Here is a 20,237-nt window from a genome sequence, read left to right as displayed (position 1 = left end):
CAAAAAGTGAAGATGACGCTGACGAAGCGGATTCCGAGTACTTTCCGGGGGCCCCGTAAGAAGGGCAAACGCAGATTCGTTTCGGATTCAGTTTTCAGGCGATCAAGCCTGGCAGGAAGTTAAACCGATGGTTTGATATTTTCTGTAGCGATTATTTTGGAAGGTTCATTATTTTCCTGAAGAAGTTCAGGGAGTAAGCCGACCGGAAAAAATCCGTTTGGTGGCGATAGCGGAGGGGTTCCACGCGTACCCATCCCGAACACGACCGTTAAGCCCTCCAGCGCCGATGGTACTTGGACCGAAGGGTCCTGGGAGAGTAGGACGTTGCCAAGCACATGAGCCATTGTTGAGCAATCGACAGTGGTTTTTTTGCGTGCGGGCAGGGCTGTGGAAAAGCTGTGGATAGATTTCAGTAAGTACAGAAAAGTTGCGCACATGTGGATACCTTTACAGGAACAGAATGATCCCCGGATCATGGAGGAATCACGCACAATATTGTGGATGAGTCAAGCGAAAACATAAGTAATACACCGATTTTGTGGATAAAAAGTGAATATTGTGGATAGATAAAATGTAATCGGGGATAACTCTTTTGAGCCGGAAAGAAACTCTTTCCGGTTTTTTGCTTTGCTGTGCAAAAGCTGTGGATAACTATTCTTTTTGCAACTGGTGGCCAGCCTTTATTAGCATCCGTCGGCTTGGCTTGTTATACTCTCTATTAAGCAAATATCTGGAGCTAATTTATGGAATGTAACGGAGGGAACAGCATGGAAATCAGGCAATTACGTGCCGGAGAATTTGAGGACAGCCTAAGCTTGTCCGAATATGCTTTTAAGTATAAGGTTTCTGCAGAAGACAGAGTACGCGCCAAGGAGAGCTTCAAACCGGAACAAACCTGGGCGATTTTTGAAGGGGACAGTATCGGTGCGAAGCTGACGCTTCTTCCGTTACAGGTATATATACAAGGCAGGCCCATTTCTATGGGGGGCATCGCCGGTGTAGCCACTTGGCCGGAGAACCGCCGGCAGGGTTATGTAGCCCATCTGCTGACCCATGCGCTCGAGACGATGAATGAAGCCGGTCAGACATTGTCCTTTTTGCATCCGTTCCTGATTCCCTTTTACCGTAAATTCGGCTGGGAGATCTACTGTGAATATAAGAAGTATACTCTTCCGGTAGGGAAGTTCCCGCACAAGACGGAGATTAAGGGCAGCGTGAAGCGCGATATCCCGGATCTTGCAGTATTCCAGCAGTTGTACGACCAATTCGCTATGAGGTATAACGGGACTCTCCAGCGCACTGAGACCTGGTGGAAGGAAAGTGTGCTTGATGACGATACGCATTCCTGTGTGTTTTATTCAGAGCAGGGTGAACCGGAGGGCTATGTGCTGTATAAAATAGTGCAGCAGGAGCTGGTCATAGATGAGTTTATCTATGGGAACGAGCTTGCCCGCCAGGGCTTGTGGACCTTCCTGGCCAATCATGACTCCATGATTACGGCTGCACAGCTGAAGCTGGTGCCTGCTGACGATATTCTTCCCTTCCTCCTTCCCGATCCGCGGATTGCGCAGGAGAATTATCCATACTTCATGGCGCGTATCGTCAATGCTAAGGCTTTTGTGGAGAACATGACCTTCAATGTGCCGGAGGGTGACCGGGAGCGGATGCTTTATATTGAAGATAAGCATGCGTCATGGAACAACGGGTTATGGCGGTGGACTGTGTCGGAGCAAGGGGAAGCGGCGTTCACCCGGATTCAGGGCGAGCGGTCAGAGGCTGACCTGGAATGCAGTATCGGTACGCTTACTGTGTTGCTGATGGGATACAAGCGTCCGCTTCACGCGGCAAAGTACGGACAATTATCCGGGACTGCTGAGGCGACAGCTTGGCTTGAAGCGCTGATTCCGCAGGCCGAGACGGCATTATTCGATTTTTTCTGACAGAGAACGGCTCTTCCTCTTCCCCTGGGAGGGAGGAGCTGTCCTATACATAACGCCTCCATTCAGTGAACTAAGCAGGCAACCGGAATACAATACAGCCAAAACGTAAAAAATAAGAGTAACCCCTTGGCATTCAGCGAGAATATGTTATAATATGAAAAAGTCAAAGAAAGTCAAAGTCAACGCAGGCCGGATATCATCGTTCTCAGGAATGTAACATTTAGAGAAAAAGCGCAGGGCAGAGGCTATTGCAGCCGATTCTTATTACATTGCCCGGGTTAAGTTCTTAAGAGCATGTCTCTGACGGCAGGCGTTGGCGCAGCACAGATTTAACCAATGCTTATACACTGGAGGATGAGTGATGCGTAATATCTCCGATATTATTGAACAATATCTGAAGAATATTTTGCATGAAAGTCCCGAAGGTACGGTGGAAATTCAGCGCAATGATCTGGCGGACCAGTTCTCCTGTGTCCCGTCACAGATCAATTATGTCATCAGCACACGGTTCACATTGGAAAAGGGATATGTGGTGGAGAGTAAACGCGGCGGCGGCGGATATATCCGGATTCAGCGCTATGAGCTGCCTCAGAATGTGGCCTTATACGCACATCTGAACTCCACGATAGGGAATGATATTGATCAGAATTCTGCCGAAGGGCTGATTTATCAGCTGGAGGAGGCCCGTTTCCTCTCCAAACGTGAAGCGTGTCTGATGCGTTCTGCGGTTTCCCGGGAATGCCTGACGGTTAATCTGCCGTACCGGGATGAGATTCGTGCCAAGCTTATGAAGGCTATGCTAATCTCTTTATTGGGCAAATAATTTGTCAAATGGTAAGGAGGGACACCGCTCATGCTATGCCAGGAATGCGGCGTCAAACCGGCTACACTCCACTTCACGAAGATTGTGAACGGGGAGAAGACGGAATTTCATATCTGCGAAAGCTGTGCGCGGGAGAAGGGTGAACTGATTCCCGGAACTGCGGGAGGCTTCTCTATCCACAGCTTGCTTTCCGGTCTCCTGGATCTGGAAGGCTCGGGCAAGGGAAAGTCAGCAGCCGCACAAAGTGTGCAGGGGCTGCATTGTGAAAACTGCGGCATGACCTATTCACAGTTCAGCAAGCTGGGACGGTTCGGCTGCAGCTCCTGTTATAAGTATTTCGACAGTACACTTGACCCGCTCTTCAGGCGGGTGCATGGCAGTACAGCGCATGTCGGCAAGCTGCCCAAGCGGGCGGGCGCACAGATTATGTGCAAGCGCCAGATTGATGAGCTGAAGCAGGAATTGCAGCAGAGTATTGTGCAGGAGGAGTTCGAGACCGCAGCTGAGCTGAGGGACAGAATCCGCAAGCTTGAAAAAGAAATGCCACAAGAGTAAAGTCTTTGATATATAGGAGGGATCCGGGCATGTCAAGTCTCCGGTTTACCGAACAAGCACTGAGTGACTGGATGCGCTGCGGCGGCAGCCATTCCGAGATTGTCATCAGCAGCCGTATGCGGATCGCCCGTAATTTGGAGCATCTTCCGTTCCCGCTGCTCGCTTCAAGAGAGCAGTCGGAGGAGGTGCTGGAGCAGCTTGCCCCCGTATTTCAGGGTGAAGCTTCGGCCGACTTCGGCAGCTTCGAGCTGCTGAGACTGGATGAGCTGGGTGAGCTGGACAAAAAGGTACTGGTGGAAAAGCACCTCATCAGTCCTAACCTGGCGGATGATTCCAAAGGCGGGGCAGTCATTCTTAATGAGGACGAGTCGGTCAGCATTATGATCAATGAGGAGGATCATCTCCGCATTCAATGCCTGTTCCCGGGGCTGCAGGTCAGAGAAGCCTGGGTAAGGGCAACCGCCATCGATGATATTTTCGAGGCTGCTGTCAATTACGCCTTCGATGACCGCAGAGGCTACTTAACAAGCTGTCCCACCAATGTGGGAACAGGGCTGAGAGCCTCGGTTATGGTGCATCTGCCGGCCTTGGTGATGACGCATCAGATCAACCGCATTTTGTCCGCAGTTAATCAGGTGGGGCTTACCGTTAGAGGAATTTATGGTGAAGGCAGCGAAGCAGTAGGGAATATCTTTCAGATCTCCAACCAGATTACGCTCGGACAGACCGAAAATGAGATTATTGAGAATCTTCACAGCGTAGTCACCCAGATTATAGAGCATGAACGCAACGCCCGCGAACGCCTGCTGGTCGATTCCGCTCTGCGGATTACGGACCGTATCAAGCGCTCCTACGGAATTCTGGCCTATGCTGCTGTGATGGAACTGAAAGAATCGGCACAGCGGCTCTCCGATCTGCGGCTTGGTGTAGATCTGGGGATACTGGAAGGGCCTTCGATTTCAGTGCTCAATGAGCTGAATGTCAAGACTCAGCCGGGCTTTCTGCAAAAGCTGTTCGGTGACGAGCTGTCGCCTACTGAACGCGATATGTACCGGGCGAAGCTGCTCCGGGAGACACTGGGATCACAACATTAAATTATAGATATTTATTATCCGTGGAGGTGCAGGAGATATGATGTTTGGAAGATTTACGGAACGCGCACAAAAGGTGCTGGCGCTGGCGCAGGAAGAAGCCGTACGTTTGGGACACAACAACATTGGGACAGAGCATATTTTACTCGGACTGATTCGTGAAGGAGACGGCATTGCCGCTAAGGCATTGATCGGACTTGGTCTGGGTCTGGAGAAGATACAGGATGAAGTGGAAACACTGATTGGCAGAGGTCAGGAACAACCGACCAACATCGCTTATACTCCTCGTGCCAAGAAGGTGATCGAGCTGTCCATGGACGAGGCCCGCAAGCTGGGACACACGTATGTGGGAACAGAGCATATCCTGCTCGGTCTGATCCGCGAGGGAGAGGGCGTAGCAGCCCGTGTGCTGAACAATCTCGGCATTAGCCTGAACAAGGCCCGCCAGCAGGTATTGCAGCTCCTGGGCAGCAGTGAAGCCACCTCCAGCCACAGCGGAGCTCCGGCTAACGTCAGCACGCCAACGCTGGACGGCCTGGCCCGCGATCTGACGGCCTATGCCAAGGACGGTAACCTCGACCCTGTGATCGGCCGCAGCAAGGAAATTGAGCGTGTCATTCAGGTGCTGAGCCGCCGGACCAAGAATAATCCGGTGCTGATCGGTGAACCTGGGGTTGGTAAAACGGCGATTGCCGAAGGTCTGGCCCAAAAGATCATCAACAATGAAATTCCGGAGACGCTGCGCGACAAACGTGTCATGACCCTCGATATGGGTTCTGTAGTGGCTGGTACGAAATACCGCGGTGAATTCGAAGACCGCCTCAAAAAAATCATGGATGAGATTCGCCAGGCGGGCAACATCGTGCTGTTCATTGATGAGCTTCATACGCTGATCGGAGCGGGTGGTGCGGAAGGCGCGATTGATGCCTCCAACATCCTGAAGCCTGCCCTCGCCCGTGGTGAGCTGCAATGCATCGGTGCCACAACGCTTGATGAATACCGCAAATATATTGAGAAGGACGCCGCGCTGGAGCGCCGCTTCCAACCGATCACAGTGGATCAGCCTTCCCCTGAGGAAGCTGTACAGATTCTGTTCGGTCTTCGTGACCGGTACGAAGCCCATCACCGGGTGAAGATTACAGATGAAGCCATTGTGGAAGCAGTCAAGCTGTCTGACCGCTACATTCCTGACCGGTTCCTGCCAGACAAGGCTATTGACCTGATTGATGAAGCAGGCTCTAAGGTAAGACTGAATTCTTACACCATCCCGCCGAATCTGAAGGAACTGGAAATGCGTCTGGATGATATCCGCAAGGAGAAGGATTCCGCAGTACAAAGCCAGGAGTTCGAGAAGGCTGCTGCACTTCGCGATACCGAGCAGAAGATTCGTGAAGAGCTGGACACTACGAAGAACCAGTGGAAAGAAAAGCAGGGCCGCACCGATTCCCAGGTTACACCTGAGGATATCGCACAGGTGGTGGCCAGCTGGACCAGCATTCCGGTCAGCAAGCTGAAGGAAGAAGAGACAGACCGCCTGCTGAATATGGAAGCCCTGCTGCATGAACGTGTAATTGGCCAGGACGAAGCCGTTAAGGCGGTCAGCCGGGCACTCCGCCGGGCGCGTGCGGGTCTGAAGGACCCGAAACGTCCGATGGGCTCCTTCATCTTCCTCGGACCAACCGGGGTTGGTAAGACCGAGCTGGCGCGGGCGCTTGCCGAAGCGATGTTCGGTGACGAGAATGCGGTAATCCGCATCGACATGTCGGAGTATATGGAGAAACATTCCACCTCCCGGCTGGTCGGAGCGCCTCCAGGGTATGTAGGGTATGAAGAAGGCGGACAATTGACAGAGAAGGTTCGCCGCAAGCCTTACTCGGTTGTACTGCTGGATGAGATTGAGAAGGCCCACCCTGAAGTGTTCAACATTCTGCTGCAGGTACTGGAAGACGGCCGTCTGACCGATTCCAAGGGCCGCGTGGTCGATTTCCGCAATACCCTGATCATCCTGACCTCGAACGTAGGGGCACAGGCGATCAAGAAGAATTCGACGCTTGGATTCACCGCAGTACAGGATGCGGGCGCGGATTACAGCAACATGAAGGGCAAGGTTATGGAAGAGCTGAAGAAGAGCTTCCGGCCTGAGTTCCTGAACCGGATCGACGAGATCATTGTCTTCCACTCGCTGGATGAGAAGCATATCGCAGAGATCGTGACTCTGATGTCCGAGGAGCTGCGCAAGCGTCTGCGTGAGTACGATGTAGATTTCCTGCTCACTGACGGCGCCAAAGCATTCCTGGCCAAAGAGGGCTATGATCCGGCCTTCGGTGCCCGTCCGCTCCGCCGGGCGATTCAAAAGCATATCGAAGACCGCCTCTCCGAAGAGCTGCTCAAGGGCAACATCAAGAAGGGGGATTCCCTGAACATTGATGAGGTGAACGGCGAACTGGTCGTAACCACCGTTGAAGCACCGGCCGAGGTCTCCCTGGAGAAAACAGTCGAAACTGAATAATTGTTCCGGAAAATGAAACAAAGCTCCCGCTCCTCCGTATAGAGGGGCGGGAGCTTTATTTGTTTCCGCCCCTCAGGCATACCTTAACCCGCCTAAAAGAAGACGCAAATGAAAACTAGATCTTAAGTGTCCTTCCGTTCAGTGTGCAGAAATGGTAAACTTTGAATAAGAGTAAAATATCCGCAATTTTAGCAAGTTCGGACGGTAAGGAGTGCACATGGCTAAACCTAAAACAAAATTTTTCTGTACCGAGTGCGGCTACGAATCACCGAAGTGGTTCGGAAAGTGCCCGGGCTGCCAGGAATGGAACTCGATGGTAGAGGAAACGGAAAGCGTAGTCAAAACACAAGGCATGAATGCACCTATTTTTCAGAGTAAAGAAAAGGCGCAATCGATCATAAATATAGAAAGTGACAAGGAGCCCCGTATTCTGACGGGCATCGGTGAGCTTAACCGCGTGCTTGGCGGCGGGATCGTTCCCGGCTCGCTGGTGTTGGTCGGAGGCGACCCCGGAATCGGGAAATCGACACTGCTGCTGCAGACCTCGCATGCCTTGACTACACAAGGGCTGCGCGTGCTGTATATTTCGGGGGAAGAATCTGTGCGGCAGACCAAGCTGCGGGCCGACCGCCTCGGAGCGCTGTCTGCGGAACTGTACGTTCTATGTGAGACGAACATGGAGAGCATTGAGGAAGCGATTGAGCAGATTCAGCCTCAATTTCTGGTCATTGACTCGATCCAGACTGTATTTATGCCGGAGGTAACCAGTGCGCCGGGCAGTGTAGCACAGGTGCGGGAATGTACCACAAGATTCATGCGCATCGCCAAGATCCGGGGGATCGCCACAGTGCTTGTTGGTCATGTAACGAAGGAAGGCGCTATTGCCGGCCCGCGTATGCTGGAGCATATGGTGGATTGTGTCCTTTATTTTGAAGGGGAGCGCCATCATACGTACCGTCTGCTGCGGGCGGTGAAGAACCGCTTCGGCTCCACCAATGAGATTGGGATCTTTGAAATGGGGGAAATCGGACTGACTGAGGTGGAGAACCCGTCGGAGCTGTTTCTGTCTGAGCGCCCGCTCGGAGTGGCCGGGTCAGCGGTGGTAGCCAGCATGGAGGGCACAAGACCCGTTCTTGTTGAATTGCAGGCGCTGGTGGCTTCAACACATTTCCCTTCGCCCCGCAGAATGTGCACAGGTATGGATCATCAACGGATGGCGCTGATCATTGCTGTGCTGGAGAAGCGGATGGGCATGTTCCTGCAGAATCAGGACGCTTACCTCAACGTTGCGGGAGGGGTGAAGCTGGATGAGCCGGCGGTGGATTTGGCTGTCGCTATCAGCATTGCCTCCAGCTTCCGTGATTTTCCGACCAAGCCGTATGATGTGTTTTTCGGGGAGGTAGGGCTTACCGGTGAGGTGAGAGGGGTATCACGCGCAGAGATGCGGGTGAAAGAGGCGGCCAAGCTTGGCTTCCGGCGGGTTATTATGCCCGAGAAGAGTCTGAAGGGCTGGAAGCATCCGCAGGATATCCAGATTATAGGCGTCAGCACAGTAGCACAGGCACTAGCGGTCGCGTTAGATTAGGGGGCACAGGGACATGAAAGAATATAATCCATCAGATAATATGAATGATCTGCTTAGAATGGCTGCACCCGGAACACCCTTCCGGGAAGGGCTGGAGAATGTGCTTCGCGCGAAGACCGGGGCACTGATTGTTGTCGGATATAGTCCGGAGGTCATGGAGGTTGTCGATGGCGGCTTCTCCATTAACTGCGATTTTTCACCAAACTATTTATACGAGCTGGCCAAAATGGACGGAGCGATTATTCTGAGCGAGGATCTGAAGCGGATTCTGTACGCCAATACGCAGCTGATCCCCGATTCCTCCATCTCTTCGATCGAGACAGGAATCCGGCACCGGACGGCAGAACGGGTAGCGAAGCAGACCGGCAAGCTGGTCGTTTCCATTTCCCAGCGCCGTAATATTATTACGCTGTATCAGGGCTCCATCCGTTACGCACTCAAGGAAATTGGTTCGATTCTGGCCAAAGCCAACCAGGCGATTCAGACCCTGGAGAAGTACAGAGCCGTTCTGACACAAGGGCTGACCAACCTGTCCGCTTCTGAATATGAGGGGATTGTGACGGTGGCCGAGGTCGTCGGTGTGATCCAGCGCGTGGAGATGGTGCTGAGAATCAAAATGGAAATTAAGCGTTACATCAACGAGCTTGGCAATGAAGGACGGCTGATCAGTATGCAGATGGAAGAATTGGTTGGAAATACAGAGGAAGAAGCATGGCTGCTGTACAGAGACTATGCCAGAGAAGAGCAGGAGGAGAAGATCCGTGAGATCATTGCCGGGCTGAAGCGCAGCAGCGATGATGAACTGATGGATGACAACCATATTGCCCGCCTGCTGGGCTATTCCTCAACAGCCATTTCCTCCGAAGAAGCTGTAACTCCCCGTGGTTACCGCCTGCTGAACAAGATTCCACGGCTGCCGAATGTGATCATCCACAATTTGGTGGAACGCTTCGAAATGCTGCCTAACCTGATGAAGGCAAGCATAGCTGAGCTTGATGAAGTGGACGGCATTGGCGAGGTCCGCGCACGCAATATTCAGGACGGGCTGAAGCGGCTCCAGAAACAAGTTCTTATTGACAGACAAATGTAAATACCATACAATCACGTAATGTTGCAGTCCCATGCAGTACAAGTAGGAAAATTGAGGTGAAGAAATGATACAAAAATCAATTCCAAGTCTTTTTACGATTGGTAATCTGATGCTTGGAATGTTTGGTATCATGATGGCGTTTGACGGCAAGCTGAGCATGGCCGCTATCATGGTGATTATCGCGATGCTGCTCGATGGGCTGGATGGCCGGATGGCCCGTGCGCTGAAATGTGAGAGTGAATTCGGCAAGGAGCTGGATTCTCTATCCGATGTAGTTTCGTTTGGAGTCGCCCCGGCGCTGATTATGTATTTAACAAGTCTGCAGGAGCTGAATCCTGCACTGGGATGGACCGTCACGGCGATCTTCCCTGTATTCGGAGCCTTACGTCTGGCCCGGTTCAATGTCCGCCCGGGGATTCCGGGATATTTCGTAGGATTGCCGATTCCTGCTGCGGGCGGGGTTCTGGCCACGCTTGCACTTTTCCATAAGGATGTATCTGCACCATTCATGATTATGGCTACCCTGCTGCTGTCGTATCTGATGGTCAGCACAGTGAAGTATCCCAACTTCAAGAAGATTGGTTTTCCCAAAAAAGCGGTTATAGGCGCACCTGTAGTTATCGTGATCGCTGTAGCTGTTGCGGTGGTCTTCCCTGAACAGATTGCCAAGCTGATCTTTGGACTTCTGGCGCTGTACGCCTTATATGGCTTCAGACAGAGCTTAGGGCTGTTTAAGGTCCGCCGGCAACGCCGCCGCAGAAGACGCTCGGAGGATAAGGTATATCATTCCAAGAACGGTTAGCCCTTCTTCAGAACTTATTTCATTCATAGACCGCTATACGCTATATACAAAAGGCATTGCCTTTCCTGAATATCAGGAGAGTGCAATGCCTTTTTGCTGCCTGCGGGAAGGGAAGTATACGGAATAAGGTTCCCCCGGAGCTGGCGGAATGGATGAAGGAGAGCGCGGACGGTCTGCTCAGGACAAGTTGAACAACCCGAGTGTTGCGCATTTCTGCGATTCCTTGGCGACAACCTCGTCCATATTGATAGCAAGCAAATTGCAGAGTGCAGACATGTAGAACAGCTCGCGGCCCAGCTCGGAGCCAATGACCTCGCGGCAGTTCTCACACAGATCCCCTGCCAGATGGGTTCCGGCAAGCTCCTTGGCTTGCTCAAGGCCTAGAGTGGGCTCGAAGACCTGCTTGGTGGCATGCAGCTGAATGCAGCCGCATTCGGTAATGGCTTTGACGACAGCCCGGTTGACGGAAGCACTGCTCTGTCCGTTCTTGGACATGACATCCAGAAGACTACGGTGACGGAGCAGCAGTTCGGAGACTTGATCCTGGAAGGCCTGTAAACTTGGTGCGCTCATTTTCCATTCACCCCTGGGTTCGAATTGAATTCATTATATGCCAGGGTCTCCCTCATTTTCAACCAGGAATAGCAGTTTACGGCAACAGAACCGGACGAAATTCGGGGCTTGCAGAAAAAATAACGCGCCCCCGGATTATCGTCCTAAAAATTGGAACATACTGGTGAGGTATAGAGGATTGATGGATGAATAAAAGGAGGTGCGAGGTTATGTGGAAAAAGTCTGTTTTGATACTTGCCGGGTGTTGTGGAGCCTGGTCCGGTTATTCGCTATATCACGCGGCAGAAAGAGGGTTCCCGGTAGGCCTTGGGAAACTGGAGGATAGCTTGCCTATGGAAGGAAGCATTTTGTTTGCGGTGCTGGGTGCCATTATTTTTCTGATTGCGGGGACTTTATGCGCGGAATGGGCAAGTTCAAAGCTGCGGGAGATGGTTGCGTATTGCTCGCGTATCCCGATGAATGAGCTTGCTGCAGGCGCAGCAGGGCTTACGGGAGGTCTGCTGCTGTCTCTGCTGCTGTATCCCGCTATGTCCTGGCTGGGTAAAGCAGGGGAGCTGCTGCAGGTAGCTGCCACGCTTGCTCTGGGCTATATGGGCCTGCGGATCGGGCTGGAGAAGAAGGAGGAGCTGGCTTCGCTCTGGAACACCGGACGCTGGGCACGCTCTGCTGAACCGGAGGAGCGTGGAACTCAGGAGCATAAAATCCTCGATACCAGCGTGATTATTGACGGGAGGATTGCTGACATCTGTAAAACGGGCTTCATCGAAGGCACGATTGTTATTCCTGAGTTCGTGCTGGAGGAGCTGCAGCATATTGCGGATTCATCGGATCTGCTGAAGCGTAACCGCGGACGCAGAGGGCTTGATATTCTGAATAAGATTCAGAAAGAGCTGGACGTTAAGGTGCTGATCTATGAAGGGGATTTCGAGGAGATCTCAGAAGTGGACAGCAAGCTGGTCAAGCTGGCGAAAGTACTGCACGGCAAGGTCGTCACCAACGACTTTAACCTTAACAAGGTATGCGAGCTGCAGGGAGTGTCGGTGCTGAATATTAATGACTTGGCGAATGCAGTGAAGCCGGTGGTTCTGCCGGGCGAAGAGATCATTGTTCAGGTGATCAAGGACGGCAAAGAACATGGACAAGGCGTAGCCTATCTGGACGATGGCACGATGATTGTGGTGGAGGGCGGCCGGGATTATATCGGCACTACGATGGAGGTTCTGGTGACGAGCGTGCTGCAGACATCGGCAGGACGGATGATTTTTGCCAAACCGAAGCTTCTGGAAAAAGCACAATAAGTTCAGCTGTAGCCTCCGGCAGCACCCTTTCGGGCTTGGAAATGCCAGCCAAACACGTTATGATGGGAGTATACGTGAAAGAAAGACAGGAGCCGAAAGCATGTCAAACAGTGTTGGCGTCGTTATCGTAGCGGCAGGCAGAGGAACCCGGATGGGAACGGCAGAGAGCAAGCAATATTTGCTGCTGCAGGGCAAGCCGATACTCGTGCATACCCTGGAGGTATTCCAGCGGCATAAGCTGATCTCCGAGATTGTGCTCGTCACCGGGGAAGAGGATGTGCAGCGCTGTAAGCAATGGGTACAAGCCTTCAAGCTGGATAAAGTAGCTGCGGTCATTCCCGGGGGAACGGAGCGCCAGCACTCGGTACGCCGCGGACTGGATGAACTTAAGACCCATTGGGTCATGGTTCATGACGGGGTAAGGCCGTTCGTACAGGACAGCGAGATAGAAGCTTGCTACGAGCGGGCGCAGTCCGCCGGAGCGTCGGTGCTTGCAGTACCGGTTAAGGATACGATCAAGCAGGTCGACAGTGAAGGCAAGGTGCTGTCAACGCCGGACCGGCGAAGTCTGTGGGCGATTCAGACCCCGCAGACTTTTCGTTTGTCCGATCTGCTGTCCGCCTATGAGGAGGCAGAGCGGGACGGTTTTCTCGGGACAGATGATTCCAGTCTGGCGGAACGCAGCGGCATTACCGTGTCAGTTGTAGAAGGAAGCTACATGAATATTAAGATCACGACGCCGGAGGACTTGGATTTCGCTGAATTCACAGTAAGAAGCAGGGGAGAGGGACACAGATGATTGCTGTAGGACAAGGATTTGACGTACACCAGCTGGTCGAGGGAAGGCCGTGTATTATCGGCGGAGTGACGATTCCTTATGAGAAGGGGCTGCTGGGGCATTCCGATGCGGATGTGCTGCTGCATGCGGTAAGCGACGCTATACTGGGAGCGCTGGGCCTTGGGGATATCGGCAGACATTTTCCCGATACCGATCCGGCCTTCAAGGATGCAGACAGCCTGAAGCTGCTGGAGCAGGTATGGGCACTTGCGCGTGAGCGCGGATACCGGCTGGGGAATATCGATTCAACCATCATAGCGCAACAACCGAAGATGGCACCTTATATTCCGCAGATGACGGAGATTATTGCCCGCACGCTTGGCGCTGACGTAGCGAAGGTGAATGTAAAAGCAACAACGACCGAGCAGCTTGGCTTCGCAGGGCGCGGAGAGGGAATTGCCGCCCAATCTATTGTTTGTCTGCTGCAAGATGTGATATCATCGTGAGATGGCTTTAGCGTAAGTAAAGGCCTGATTTCAACCAATATGAAGCGGAGGGAAACCCATGGCGGATCAAGTTCGGGTGCGTTACGCACCGAGCCCTACGGGACATTTACATATCGGAAATGCCAGAACAGCCTTGTTTAACTATCTGTTCGCCCGCAATCTGGGCGGCAAATTCATTATCCGGATCGAAGATACGGATCTTAAGCGCAACATTGCAGAAGGTGAAGAGAGCCAGCTGAAGTATTTGAAGTGGCTGGGAATCGATTGGGATGAAAGCGTGGATGTAGGCGGCGAATACGGGCCTTACCGCCAGACTGAACGTCTGGATCTGTACCGTGTCTACTGGCAGGATCTGCTGGACCGCGGCCTGGCTTACCGCTGCTATTGCACAGAGGAAGAGCTGGAGGCTGAACGCGAGGAGCAGACGGCACGCGGCGAAACCCCGCGTTATTCCGGCAAACACCGTAATCTGACCGAGGAGCAGCGCCTGGCCTTTGAGGCAGAGGGACGCGTGGCCAGCATCCGTTTCCTTGTTCCGGAAGACCGCACTTATACCTTCAATGATATCGTAAAAGGCAGCATTTCGTTCAACAGCAAAGAAATGGGTGACTTCGTCATCGTGAAGAAGGACGGTATTCCGACCTATAACTTCGCTGTAGCGGTGGACGACCATCTGATGGCTATCTCCCATGTGCTGCGCGGAGAAGATCATATCTCCAATACCCCGCGCCAGCTCATGATTTATGAGGCACTGGGCTGGGAAGCTCCGCTCTTCGGACATATGACGCTGATTGTCGGCGATGACCATAAGAAGCTGAGCAAACGGAATGAATCGATCATTCAGTTTATTGAACAGTACGATCAGCTCGGCTACCTGCCGGAAGCTCTATTCAACTTCATCACCCTGCTGGGCTGGTCGCCTGAGGGTGAAGAGGAGATCTTCACCAAGGAAGAGCTGATCTCGATCTTTACGGCGGACCGTCTGTCGAAGAGCCCGGCAGTGTTCGATACGAACAAGCTGGCGCATCTGAACAATCACTATATCAAGCATGCCGATCCTAAGCGGATAGCGGCACTTGCCATTCCTCATTTGCAGAAGGCGGGCCGTCTGCCTGAGGTACTCAGTGAGGAGCAGCAGAGCTGGGCGGAGAGCCTGGTTGCGCTGTACCAGGAGCAAATGACAGCTGCGTCGGATATTGTCGCCCTCTCCGAGCTGTTCTTCCGCAGCCACCTGGAGCTGGAGACCGAAGCGGCAGGGGTGCTTGCCGAAGCTCAGGTTCCTGAAGTGCTGTCCGCATTTCTGGCCAAAGTGGAGGCTGCCGAAGATTTCAGCGCCCCGCATATGGCTGTTCTGATCAAGGAAGTGCAGAAGGAGACCGGTCACAAAGGCAAAGCGCTGTTTATGCCGATTCGTGTCGCTCTTACCGGACAGATGCATGGCCGCGACTTGAATGCAACGATTGCGCTGCTTGGCCGCAGCCGGGTGATCGAACGCCTGAAATCACAAATCAAAGGCGCTTAGGGCAGGGACATGCAGGGGGAGAAGACCCTTGTCAGTTCTGCGGCTTTTCGCTAAGATAGAAGGATATAAGAAATAGCTGGGATCAGGAAAAGTAGGCGTATCAGGACAATTACCAGAGAGAATAACCGCTTAAGGGCGAATGCCCTTGCAGGCTGGGAGTTATTCATTTGTCTGCCGCTGAAAATGCACCTGTGAGCTGCATGGTTGAATGTCCCTGTGCGGGGCTGTAGACTGTGCCGGGCTGTCGCCGTTACAGACACCAAGAGGAACACCGGATACAGCGGCTGCGAAGTGTAACAGCTCTGGCATATACGAATGTTCAAGCAGAGTGGGACCGCGGTTAAACGTCTCTGCAGCTATCATGCTGCAGGGGCGTTTTTTGTTGAAATATAAGAATGTAACTTGAAATATAGCATCTCAAAGAAGAGGGGAACCGCGATGTTTAAGCATATCAAGTCGGACATTCGGGCAGTATTCGACAATGATCCCGCTGCCCGCAGCAGGTTCGAGGTCGTCTTCACCTACGCCGGGCTTCATGCGATCTGGGCACACCGGATGGCCCACTCTTTTTATAAACGCCGCTGGTTTACCTTGGCACGCATGGTCTCTCAGATCAGCCGGTTCATGACGGGAGTGGAGATTCATCCGGGCGCGGTCATCGGCAGCCGGTTGTTTATTGACCACGGAATGGGTATTGTCATTGGTGAGACCTGTGAGATTGGCGATGATGTTATTATCTATCAGGGAGTTACACTCGGAGGGACCGGCAAAGAGAAAGGCAAGCGGCACCCTACCGTCGGCAACAATGTAGTCATCGGCTCTGGTGCCAAAGTACTGGGTTCCTTCCGGATCGGCGATAATTCTAATATCGGCTCTAACGCAGTCGTGCTGCGTGAAGTGCCTAACAACAGCACGGTAGTCGGCAATCCCGGGCGTGTAGTCAAGCGTAACGGCGAACGTGTATCCGACCGGCTGGATCATACCAAGATGCCTGACCCGCTAATCGATTCCCTCAAGTTCCTGCAGAAGGAGATTGAGGAGCTAAGAGAAAAGATGGGGGCTGAAGATAAGCAGAAGCAGGAACAGCGGCGGCTCGAAAGCCAGCAATATATCGGCGATTACGAAATTTAAGAGCACCGGCATTTCAGAAATCCGGGGACAATAGAAAGGGTTGGGACAAGAATGGCTTTGCACATTTACAACACAATGACGCGCACGAAGGAAGAATTTGTACCGCAGGAGCCGGATAAGGTGAAGATGTACGTCTGCGGACCCACGGTCTACGGCTATATGCATATCGGGAATGCAAGACCGGTCATTGTTTTTGACATGGTGCGCAACTACCTGGAGACGCTTGGTAATGAGGTCCGCTATCTGACAAATTTCACCGATGTGGATGATAAAATGATCCGCAAGGCGGAGGAGCTGAACATCACAGTAGCCGAGGTTGCCGAAATGTTTATTGCCGCCTACCAGGAGGATCTGGCCGGGCTGGGCGTGAAGCCGGCGACGATGAATCCGCGCGTTACGGAGAGCATGGACACGATTATCGAGTTCATTAAGGAGCTTGAAGACAAAGGCTACGCGTATGAGAACGGCGGAGATGTGTATTACCGTACCGGGAAATTTGCCAATTACGGCAAGCTGTCCCGCCAGAATCTGGAGGAGCTGCGCTTCGGTATCCGTGTCGAGGTGGATTCGCGCAAGGAGAACCAGGAGGATTTCGTACTCTGGAAGGCAGCCAAGCCGGGCGAAGTTCACTGGTCCAGTCCATGGGGAGAGGGCCGTCCAGGCTGGCATATTGAATGCTCGGCGATGGTGCGTGAATATTTGGGTACAACGATCGACATTCACGGCGGCGGAGAGGATTTGAAATTCCCGCATCATGAATGCGAATGTGCCCAGACCGAAGCGCTGACGGGTGAACCGCTGTCGAATTACTGGATGCATAATGCTTTTCTGAATATCGGTGACGAGAAAATGTCAAAGTCGCTGGGGAATGGCCTCCTCGTGAAGGATATCCGCGCGCGCTTCAAGCAGGGTGCTATCCGTTACTTCATGCTATCCAGCCATTACCGCAATCCGCTGAACTTCACCGAGGAAGCACTGCTGTCTGCTGAGAAAAGCGTAGAGCGGATCGCTCTGGCTGAAGGCAATGTGAAGCATCGCCTTGAACTGGCGGCGGAGGGGACAAAGGGTGAAGCAAGTCCGCAGGTTACGGAGCGGCTGGCCGCTATCCTTAGCAGCTTCCATGCGCGGATGCAGGATGATTTCAATACACCGGACGCTATTACGGCGGTGTTCGACTGGGTGAGCCTGGCGAACCTTACGCTTGCTGATCCTGAGGCGAATCCGGCTGACTTCGCCGCGCTGCTGAAGGCTTTTGCCGAGATGAATGCGGTGCTTCGCCTCACGGTAGAGACTGAGGAAGAAGTGGCAAGCGAAGAGGTGGAACGCCTGATTGCAGAGCGTGTGGAAGCGCGCAAGAACAAGAACTGGAGCCGGTCGGATGAAATCCGCGATGAGCTGAATGCGCTGGGAATTCTGCTGGAAGATACTCCACAGGGAATGCGGTGGCGGCGCAAATGAACGGGCTGTTTGATCTGAACCGCGCCTGGTTCCCGTATGAACCCTCTAAGCCTGCCCATCTGCTGCCTCCAATCGTCCTTGCTTATGCAGGTGACGCTATCTACGAAGTTGCAGTCCGGCAGTATCTGATCTCGCTGCCTAATTTGCGCCCCCAGCATCTGCACCGGTCGGCGACCGGACTGGTCTCCGCCAGAGCTCAGAGCAACATTCTTGCTTATCTGGACCCGGTGCTCACCGAGGATGAGAAGGATGTGGTCAGACGGGGGCGCAATGCCAAATCCGGCAGCATTCCCAAAAATGCGGATGTGCTGGAATACCGCCACGCCACTGCTTTTGAATGCATGATCGGCTATTTATATTACACAGGACAGCAAGCGAGAATCCAGGAGCTTGTTCACAGCAGTATCGAATATATGATGCACCGCCCCAAGTGAGTATACAGAACAGGAGATAAAACAATGGAAGAATTGAGAACTGAAGAGGAAATACTGGCAGGCAAGCATTCGGTGCTTGAAGCCCTTAGAGCGGGACGTACACTCAACAAAATATGGATCGCCGAAACTGCACAAAAGCACCTGACCGCACCTATCGTTGCGGAAGCGCGCAAGGCGGGCATTGTCATTCAGCATGTAGACAAGCGCAAGCTGGATCAGCTTGCACCTGGCGTTCAGCACCAGGGAGTGGTGGCGCAAGCGGCGCCTTTTGCCTACACGGAGGTTGCTGATATTCTGGCAATTGCTGAAGCCAAGGGAGAACCGCCGTTTCTGCTCCTGCTGGACGAAATTGAAGATCCGCATAACCTCGGGTCTATCCTGCGTACGGCTGACTGCACAGGTGTGCACGGAGTCATTGTGCCGAAGCGCCGCTCTGCGCAGATTACAGCTACCGTATCCAAGACCTCGGCTGGTGCAGTCGAATATGTGCCTGTGGCCCGCGTAACGAATCTGGGACAGACCATTGATCGGCTGAAGGAGCAGGGAGTCTGGGTAGTCGGCACGGATGTGGATACCGATCAGAATCTGTTCGGATCGGATATTGTCACCGGGCCGGTAGCAGTGGTGATCGGCAATGAGAACAAGGGGATGGGCCGCCTGATCCGTGAGAAATGCGATGTGCTGCTTAAGCTGCCGATGGCCGGAAGAATCAACTCTCTGAATGCTTCAGTAGCAGCGGGCGTAATCATGTACGAGGTACTCCGCCGCCGCCAAGAACAGGGATAACTATGGCAGACTGGCGCGATATCCTGCTCGTGGACGGATACAATATGATCGGCGGCTGGCCGGAGCTTGCGGCATTGTCGCAGACCGGTATGCAGGGGGCACGCGACCGGCTGCTCGATATGCTGGCCGATTATCAGGCATTCTCCGGGCTGCGCGTCATTGCCGTATTCGATGCCTACCGTGTGCCGGGACTGGGCAGGTCGTTTGAACAAGGGAAGATCCAGGTCTTCTTCACCAAGGAGAAGGAAACGGCAGATGAATGCATCGAACGGCTGGTTGGGGAATTCACGCACCGCCGCAGACAGATCTCGGTAGCCACCAGCGATTTTGTGGAGCAGCATGTCGTTTTTGCCCAGGGCGCACTCCGGATTTCAGCCAGGGAACTGAGGCTTGAGATTGAGGAGAACCAGAAGCAGGTGAAGAAGGCGATCGAGCCGGGAAGCGTGAGCGGGACCCGTCACTCGCTTGAAGACAAGCTGCCGCCGGAGACACGTAAACGGCTGGAGGACTGGCGCAGGCAGTAGGACAGGAATAGCAGTTGCCCCTCACGAGAAAATTACATAATATGTTATTGAAGATTGTTTTTGGACAAATCCGGTTGACGGTGTAAGGTAACATAATATATACTGTTCCTATATTTCGAGAAGTAACGATGTGTCTTGCGTTGCAGCCGGGGGGATTCTTGGTGAGTGTCGACCTCAAGGAAATAATGCTGTCCGAGTATGATTTCATAAGTGATGAAGAAATTGTCGAGATCTTCCGTGGTGGCGACAGTGGCGCATTGGAGCATTTAATTAACAAGTACCGTAATTTTGTGCGTGCCAAGGCCCGTTCCTATTTTTTGATCGGGGCAGATCGTGAAGATATTGTGCAGGAAGGCATGATTGGCTTATACAAGGCCATCCGTGACTTCAAGGGTGACAAGCTGTCATCGTTCAAGGCCTTTGCCGAGCTGTGCATCACCCGTCAGATTATAACCGCCATTAAGACCGCTACCCGCCAGAAGCATATTCCGCTTAATTCATATGTCTCGTTAGACAAGCCCATCTATGATGAGGACTCCGACCGGACATTGATGGATGTGATATGCGGAAGTCAGGTGCTGGACCCGGAAGAGCTGATTATCAACCAGGAGGAGTTCATCGGACTGGAAGATAAGATGGCCGAGATTCTGAGTGATCTGGAACGCAAGGTTCTGATGCTCTATCTGGACGGACGGTCCTATCAGGAGATTGCCGAGGATTTGAAGCGGCATGTGAAGTCCATTGACAATGCTTTGCAGCGTGTGAAACGTAAATTGGAAAGATATCTGGAAGTGCGTGACAATTAATGATATAATGACTAGGAAGGCTCGGG

The 20,237-nt window shown here is 52.9% G+C and carries 19 protein-coding genes and 1 rRNA gene; 19 read left to right on the top strand and 1 reads right to left on the bottom strand.

Translation table 11 applies throughout. The features are described 5' to 3' along the window. Positions 1 to 216: 216 nt before the first annotated feature. The 9 genes from rrf to pssA all read left to right on the top strand — a co-directional run bounded on the left by rrf (position 217) and on the right by pssA (position 10,395). Positions 217 to 333, top strand: a 5S ribosomal RNA gene (rrf, locus tag C173_RS02100). A 434-nt stretch (positions 334 to 767) separates the two neighbouring features. Then, positions 768 to 1,940 carry a GNAT family N-acetyltransferase gene (locus tag C173_RS02095; RefSeq protein ID WP_036721904.1) on the top strand — a complete coding sequence of 391 codons (1,173 nt, stop codon included), beginning with the start codon at positions 768 to 770 and terminating at the stop codon, positions 1,938 to 1,940. 361 nt (positions 1,941 to 2,301) lie between these two features. Continuing rightward, a complete protein-coding gene (locus tag C173_RS02090; protein WP_036721901.1) occupies positions 2,302 to 2,763 on the top strand; it encodes a CtsR family transcriptional regulator in 462 nt (153 codons plus the stop codon). A gap of 30 nt (positions 2,764 to 2,793) precedes the next feature. Continuing rightward, positions 2,794 to 3,318 (top strand): UvrB/UvrC motif-containing protein, encoded by a 525-nt coding sequence (locus C173_RS02085; RefSeq protein WP_036721899.1) that lies wholly within the window; start codon positions 2,794 to 2,796, stop codon positions 3,316 to 3,318. Positions 3,319 to 3,347: 29 nt separating this feature from the next. Further along, positions 3,348 to 4,412, top strand: a complete 1,065-nt coding sequence (locus C173_RS02080; RefSeq protein ID WP_036721897.1) for a protein arginine kinase — start codon at positions 3,348 to 3,350, stop codon at positions 4,410 to 4,412. A 37-nt stretch (positions 4,413 to 4,449) separates the two neighbouring features. Then, entirely contained in the window at positions 4,450 to 6,918 is a 2,469-nt protein-coding gene (clpC, locus tag C173_RS02075; protein ID WP_036721895.1) for an ATP-dependent protease ATP-binding subunit ClpC, read from the top strand. 217 nt (positions 6,919 to 7,135) lie between these two features. Continuing rightward, positions 7,136 to 8,503: a DNA repair protein RadA gene (gene radA, locus C173_RS02070; RefSeq protein ID WP_036692317.1), complete on the top strand. Its 1,368-nt coding sequence runs from the start codon at positions 7,136 to 7,138 to the stop codon at positions 8,501 to 8,503. Positions 8,504 to 8,516: 13 nt separating this feature from the next. Next, positions 8,517 to 9,593, top strand: a complete 1,077-nt coding sequence (gene disA / locus C173_RS02065; RefSeq protein ID WP_036721893.1) for a DNA integrity scanning diadenylate cyclase DisA — start codon at positions 8,517 to 8,519, stop codon at positions 9,591 to 9,593. A gap of 64 nt (positions 9,594 to 9,657) precedes the next feature. Beyond that, a complete protein-coding gene (pssA, locus tag C173_RS02060) occupies positions 9,658 to 10,395 on the top strand; it encodes a CDP-diacylglycerol--serine O-phosphatidyltransferase (RefSeq protein WP_036721891.1) in 738 nt (245 codons plus the stop codon). Between the two features lie 177 nt (positions 10,396 to 10,572). On the opposite strand, the gene C173_RS02055 is transcribed toward pssA, so the two are convergent. After that, positions 10,573 to 10,968, bottom strand: a complete 396-nt coding sequence (locus tag C173_RS02055) for a hypothetical protein (RefSeq protein WP_036721889.1) — start codon at positions 10,966 to 10,968, stop codon at positions 10,573 to 10,575. A 209-nt stretch (positions 10,969 to 11,177) separates the two neighbouring features. On the opposite strand from C173_RS02055, the gene C173_RS02050 reads away from it, so the two are divergent. From C173_RS02050 to sigH, 10 genes are all read left to right on the top strand, one after another. Further along, positions 11,178 to 12,266 (top strand): PIN/TRAM domain-containing protein, encoded by a 1,089-nt coding sequence (locus C173_RS02050; protein ID WP_036721886.1) that lies wholly within the window; start codon positions 11,178 to 11,180, stop codon positions 12,264 to 12,266. A 100-nt stretch (positions 12,267 to 12,366) separates the two neighbouring features. After that, positions 12,367 to 13,065, top strand: coding sequence for a 2-C-methyl-D-erythritol 4-phosphate cytidylyltransferase (ispD, locus tag C173_RS02045; protein WP_036721883.1), 699 nt, complete (start codon positions 12,367 to 12,369; stop codon positions 13,063 to 13,065). Next, complete coding sequence (gene ispF / locus C173_RS02040) at positions 13,062 to 13,550, top strand: 2-C-methyl-D-erythritol 2,4-cyclodiphosphate synthase (protein WP_036721882.1); 489 nt, start codon at positions 13,062 to 13,064, stop codon at positions 13,548 to 13,550. Before ispD ends, ispF begins: the two co-directional genes overlap by 4 nt. A 58-nt stretch (positions 13,551 to 13,608) precedes the next feature. Next, positions 13,609 to 15,072 (top strand): glutamate--tRNA ligase, encoded by a 1,464-nt coding sequence (gene gltX, locus C173_RS02035; RefSeq protein WP_036721880.1) that lies wholly within the window; start codon positions 13,609 to 13,611, stop codon positions 15,070 to 15,072. Positions 15,073 to 15,510: 438 nt separating this feature from the next. After that, positions 15,511 to 16,203 carry a serine O-acetyltransferase gene (gene cysE / locus C173_RS02030; protein WP_036721878.1) on the top strand — a complete coding sequence of 231 codons (693 nt, stop codon included), beginning with the start codon at positions 15,511 to 15,513 and terminating at the stop codon, positions 16,201 to 16,203. A 51-nt stretch (positions 16,204 to 16,254) separates the two neighbouring features. Then, complete coding sequence (gene cysS / locus C173_RS02025; protein WP_036721875.1) at positions 16,255 to 17,661, top strand: cysteine--tRNA ligase; 1,407 nt, start codon at positions 16,255 to 16,257, stop codon at positions 17,659 to 17,661. After that, positions 17,658 to 18,095 (top strand): Mini-ribonuclease 3, encoded by a 438-nt coding sequence (locus C173_RS02020; RefSeq protein ID WP_036721873.1) that lies wholly within the window; start codon positions 17,658 to 17,660, stop codon positions 18,093 to 18,095. Before cysS ends, C173_RS02020 begins: the two co-directional genes overlap by 4 nt. A gap of 24 nt (positions 18,096 to 18,119) precedes the next feature. Then, entirely contained in the window at positions 18,120 to 18,881 is a 762-nt protein-coding gene (gene rlmB / locus C173_RS02015) for a 23S rRNA (guanosine(2251)-2'-O)-methyltransferase RlmB (RefSeq protein WP_036721871.1), read from the top strand. Between the two features lie 2 nt (positions 18,882 to 18,883). Then, the gene (locus C173_RS02010) at positions 18,884 to 19,405 is read left to right on the top strand and encodes an NYN domain-containing protein (protein WP_036692346.1); all 522 of its coding nucleotides are present in this window, start codon (positions 18,884 to 18,886) and stop codon (positions 19,403 to 19,405) included. Positions 19,406 to 19,566: 161 nt separating this feature from the next. Next, positions 19,567 to 20,211 (top strand): RNA polymerase sporulation sigma factor SigH, encoded by a 645-nt coding sequence (sigH, locus tag C173_RS02005; RefSeq protein ID WP_036721868.1) that lies wholly within the window; start codon positions 19,567 to 19,569, stop codon positions 20,209 to 20,211. Positions 20,212 to 20,237: the final 26 nt, after the last annotated feature.

Origin of the sequence: Paenibacillus sp. FSL R7-277 (assembly GCF_000517965.1) — a bacterium.
Taxonomy (GTDB): domain Bacteria; phylum Bacillota; class Bacilli; order Paenibacillales; family Paenibacillaceae; genus Paenibacillus_AQ; species Paenibacillus_AQ silagei.
This window is presented reverse-complemented; position numbering and strand designations above follow the sequence as displayed.

Excerpts from the sequence above, each read along its gene's own strand:
- C173_RS02095 (WP_036721904.1), top strand. The coding sequence starts at position 768 with ATGGAAATCAGGCAATTACGTGCCGGAGAATTTGAGGACAGCCTAAGC.
- C173_RS02090 (WP_036721901.1), top strand. The coding sequence starts at position 2,302 with ATGCGTAATATCTCCGATATTATTGAACAATATCTGAAGAATATTTTG.
- C173_RS02085 (WP_036721899.1), top strand. The coding sequence starts at position 2,794 with ATGCTATGCCAGGAATGCGGCGTCAAACCGGCTACACTCCACTTCACG.
- C173_RS02080 (WP_036721897.1), top strand. The coding sequence starts at position 3,348 with ATGTCAAGTCTCCGGTTTACCGAACAAGCACTGAGTGACTGGATGCGC.
- clpC (WP_036721895.1), top strand. The coding sequence starts at position 4,450 with ATGATGTTTGGAAGATTTACGGAACGCGCACAAAAGGTGCTGGCGCTG.
- radA (WP_036692317.1), top strand. The coding sequence starts at position 7,136 with ATGGCTAAACCTAAAACAAAATTTTTCTGTACCGAGTGCGGCTACGAA.
- disA (WP_036721893.1), top strand. The coding sequence starts at position 8,517 with ATGAAAGAATATAATCCATCAGATAATATGAATGATCTGCTTAGAATG.
- pssA (WP_036721891.1), top strand. The coding sequence starts at position 9,658 with ATGATACAAAAATCAATTCCAAGTCTTTTTACGATTGGTAATCTGATG.
- C173_RS02055 (WP_036721889.1), bottom strand. The coding sequence starts at position 10,968 with ATGAGCGCACCAAGTTTACAGGCCTTCCAGGATCAAGTCTCCGAACTG.
- C173_RS02050 (WP_036721886.1), top strand. The coding sequence starts at position 11,178 with ATGTGGAAAAAGTCTGTTTTGATACTTGCCGGGTGTTGTGGAGCCTGG.
- ispD (WP_036721883.1), top strand. The coding sequence starts at position 12,367 with ATGTCAAACAGTGTTGGCGTCGTTATCGTAGCGGCAGGCAGAGGAACC.
- ispF (WP_036721882.1), top strand. The coding sequence starts at position 13,062 with ATGATTGCTGTAGGACAAGGATTTGACGTACACCAGCTGGTCGAGGGA.
- gltX (WP_036721880.1), top strand. The coding sequence starts at position 13,609 with ATGGCGGATCAAGTTCGGGTGCGTTACGCACCGAGCCCTACGGGACAT.
- cysE (WP_036721878.1), top strand. The coding sequence starts at position 15,511 with ATGTTTAAGCATATCAAGTCGGACATTCGGGCAGTATTCGACAATGAT.
- cysS (WP_036721875.1), top strand. The coding sequence starts at position 16,255 with ATGGCTTTGCACATTTACAACACAATGACGCGCACGAAGGAAGAATTT.
- C173_RS02020 (WP_036721873.1), top strand. The coding sequence starts at position 17,658 with ATGAACGGGCTGTTTGATCTGAACCGCGCCTGGTTCCCGTATGAACCC.
- rlmB (WP_036721871.1), top strand. The coding sequence starts at position 18,120 with ATGGAAGAATTGAGAACTGAAGAGGAAATACTGGCAGGCAAGCATTCG.
- C173_RS02010 (WP_036692346.1), top strand. The coding sequence starts at position 18,884 with ATGGCAGACTGGCGCGATATCCTGCTCGTGGACGGATACAATATGATC.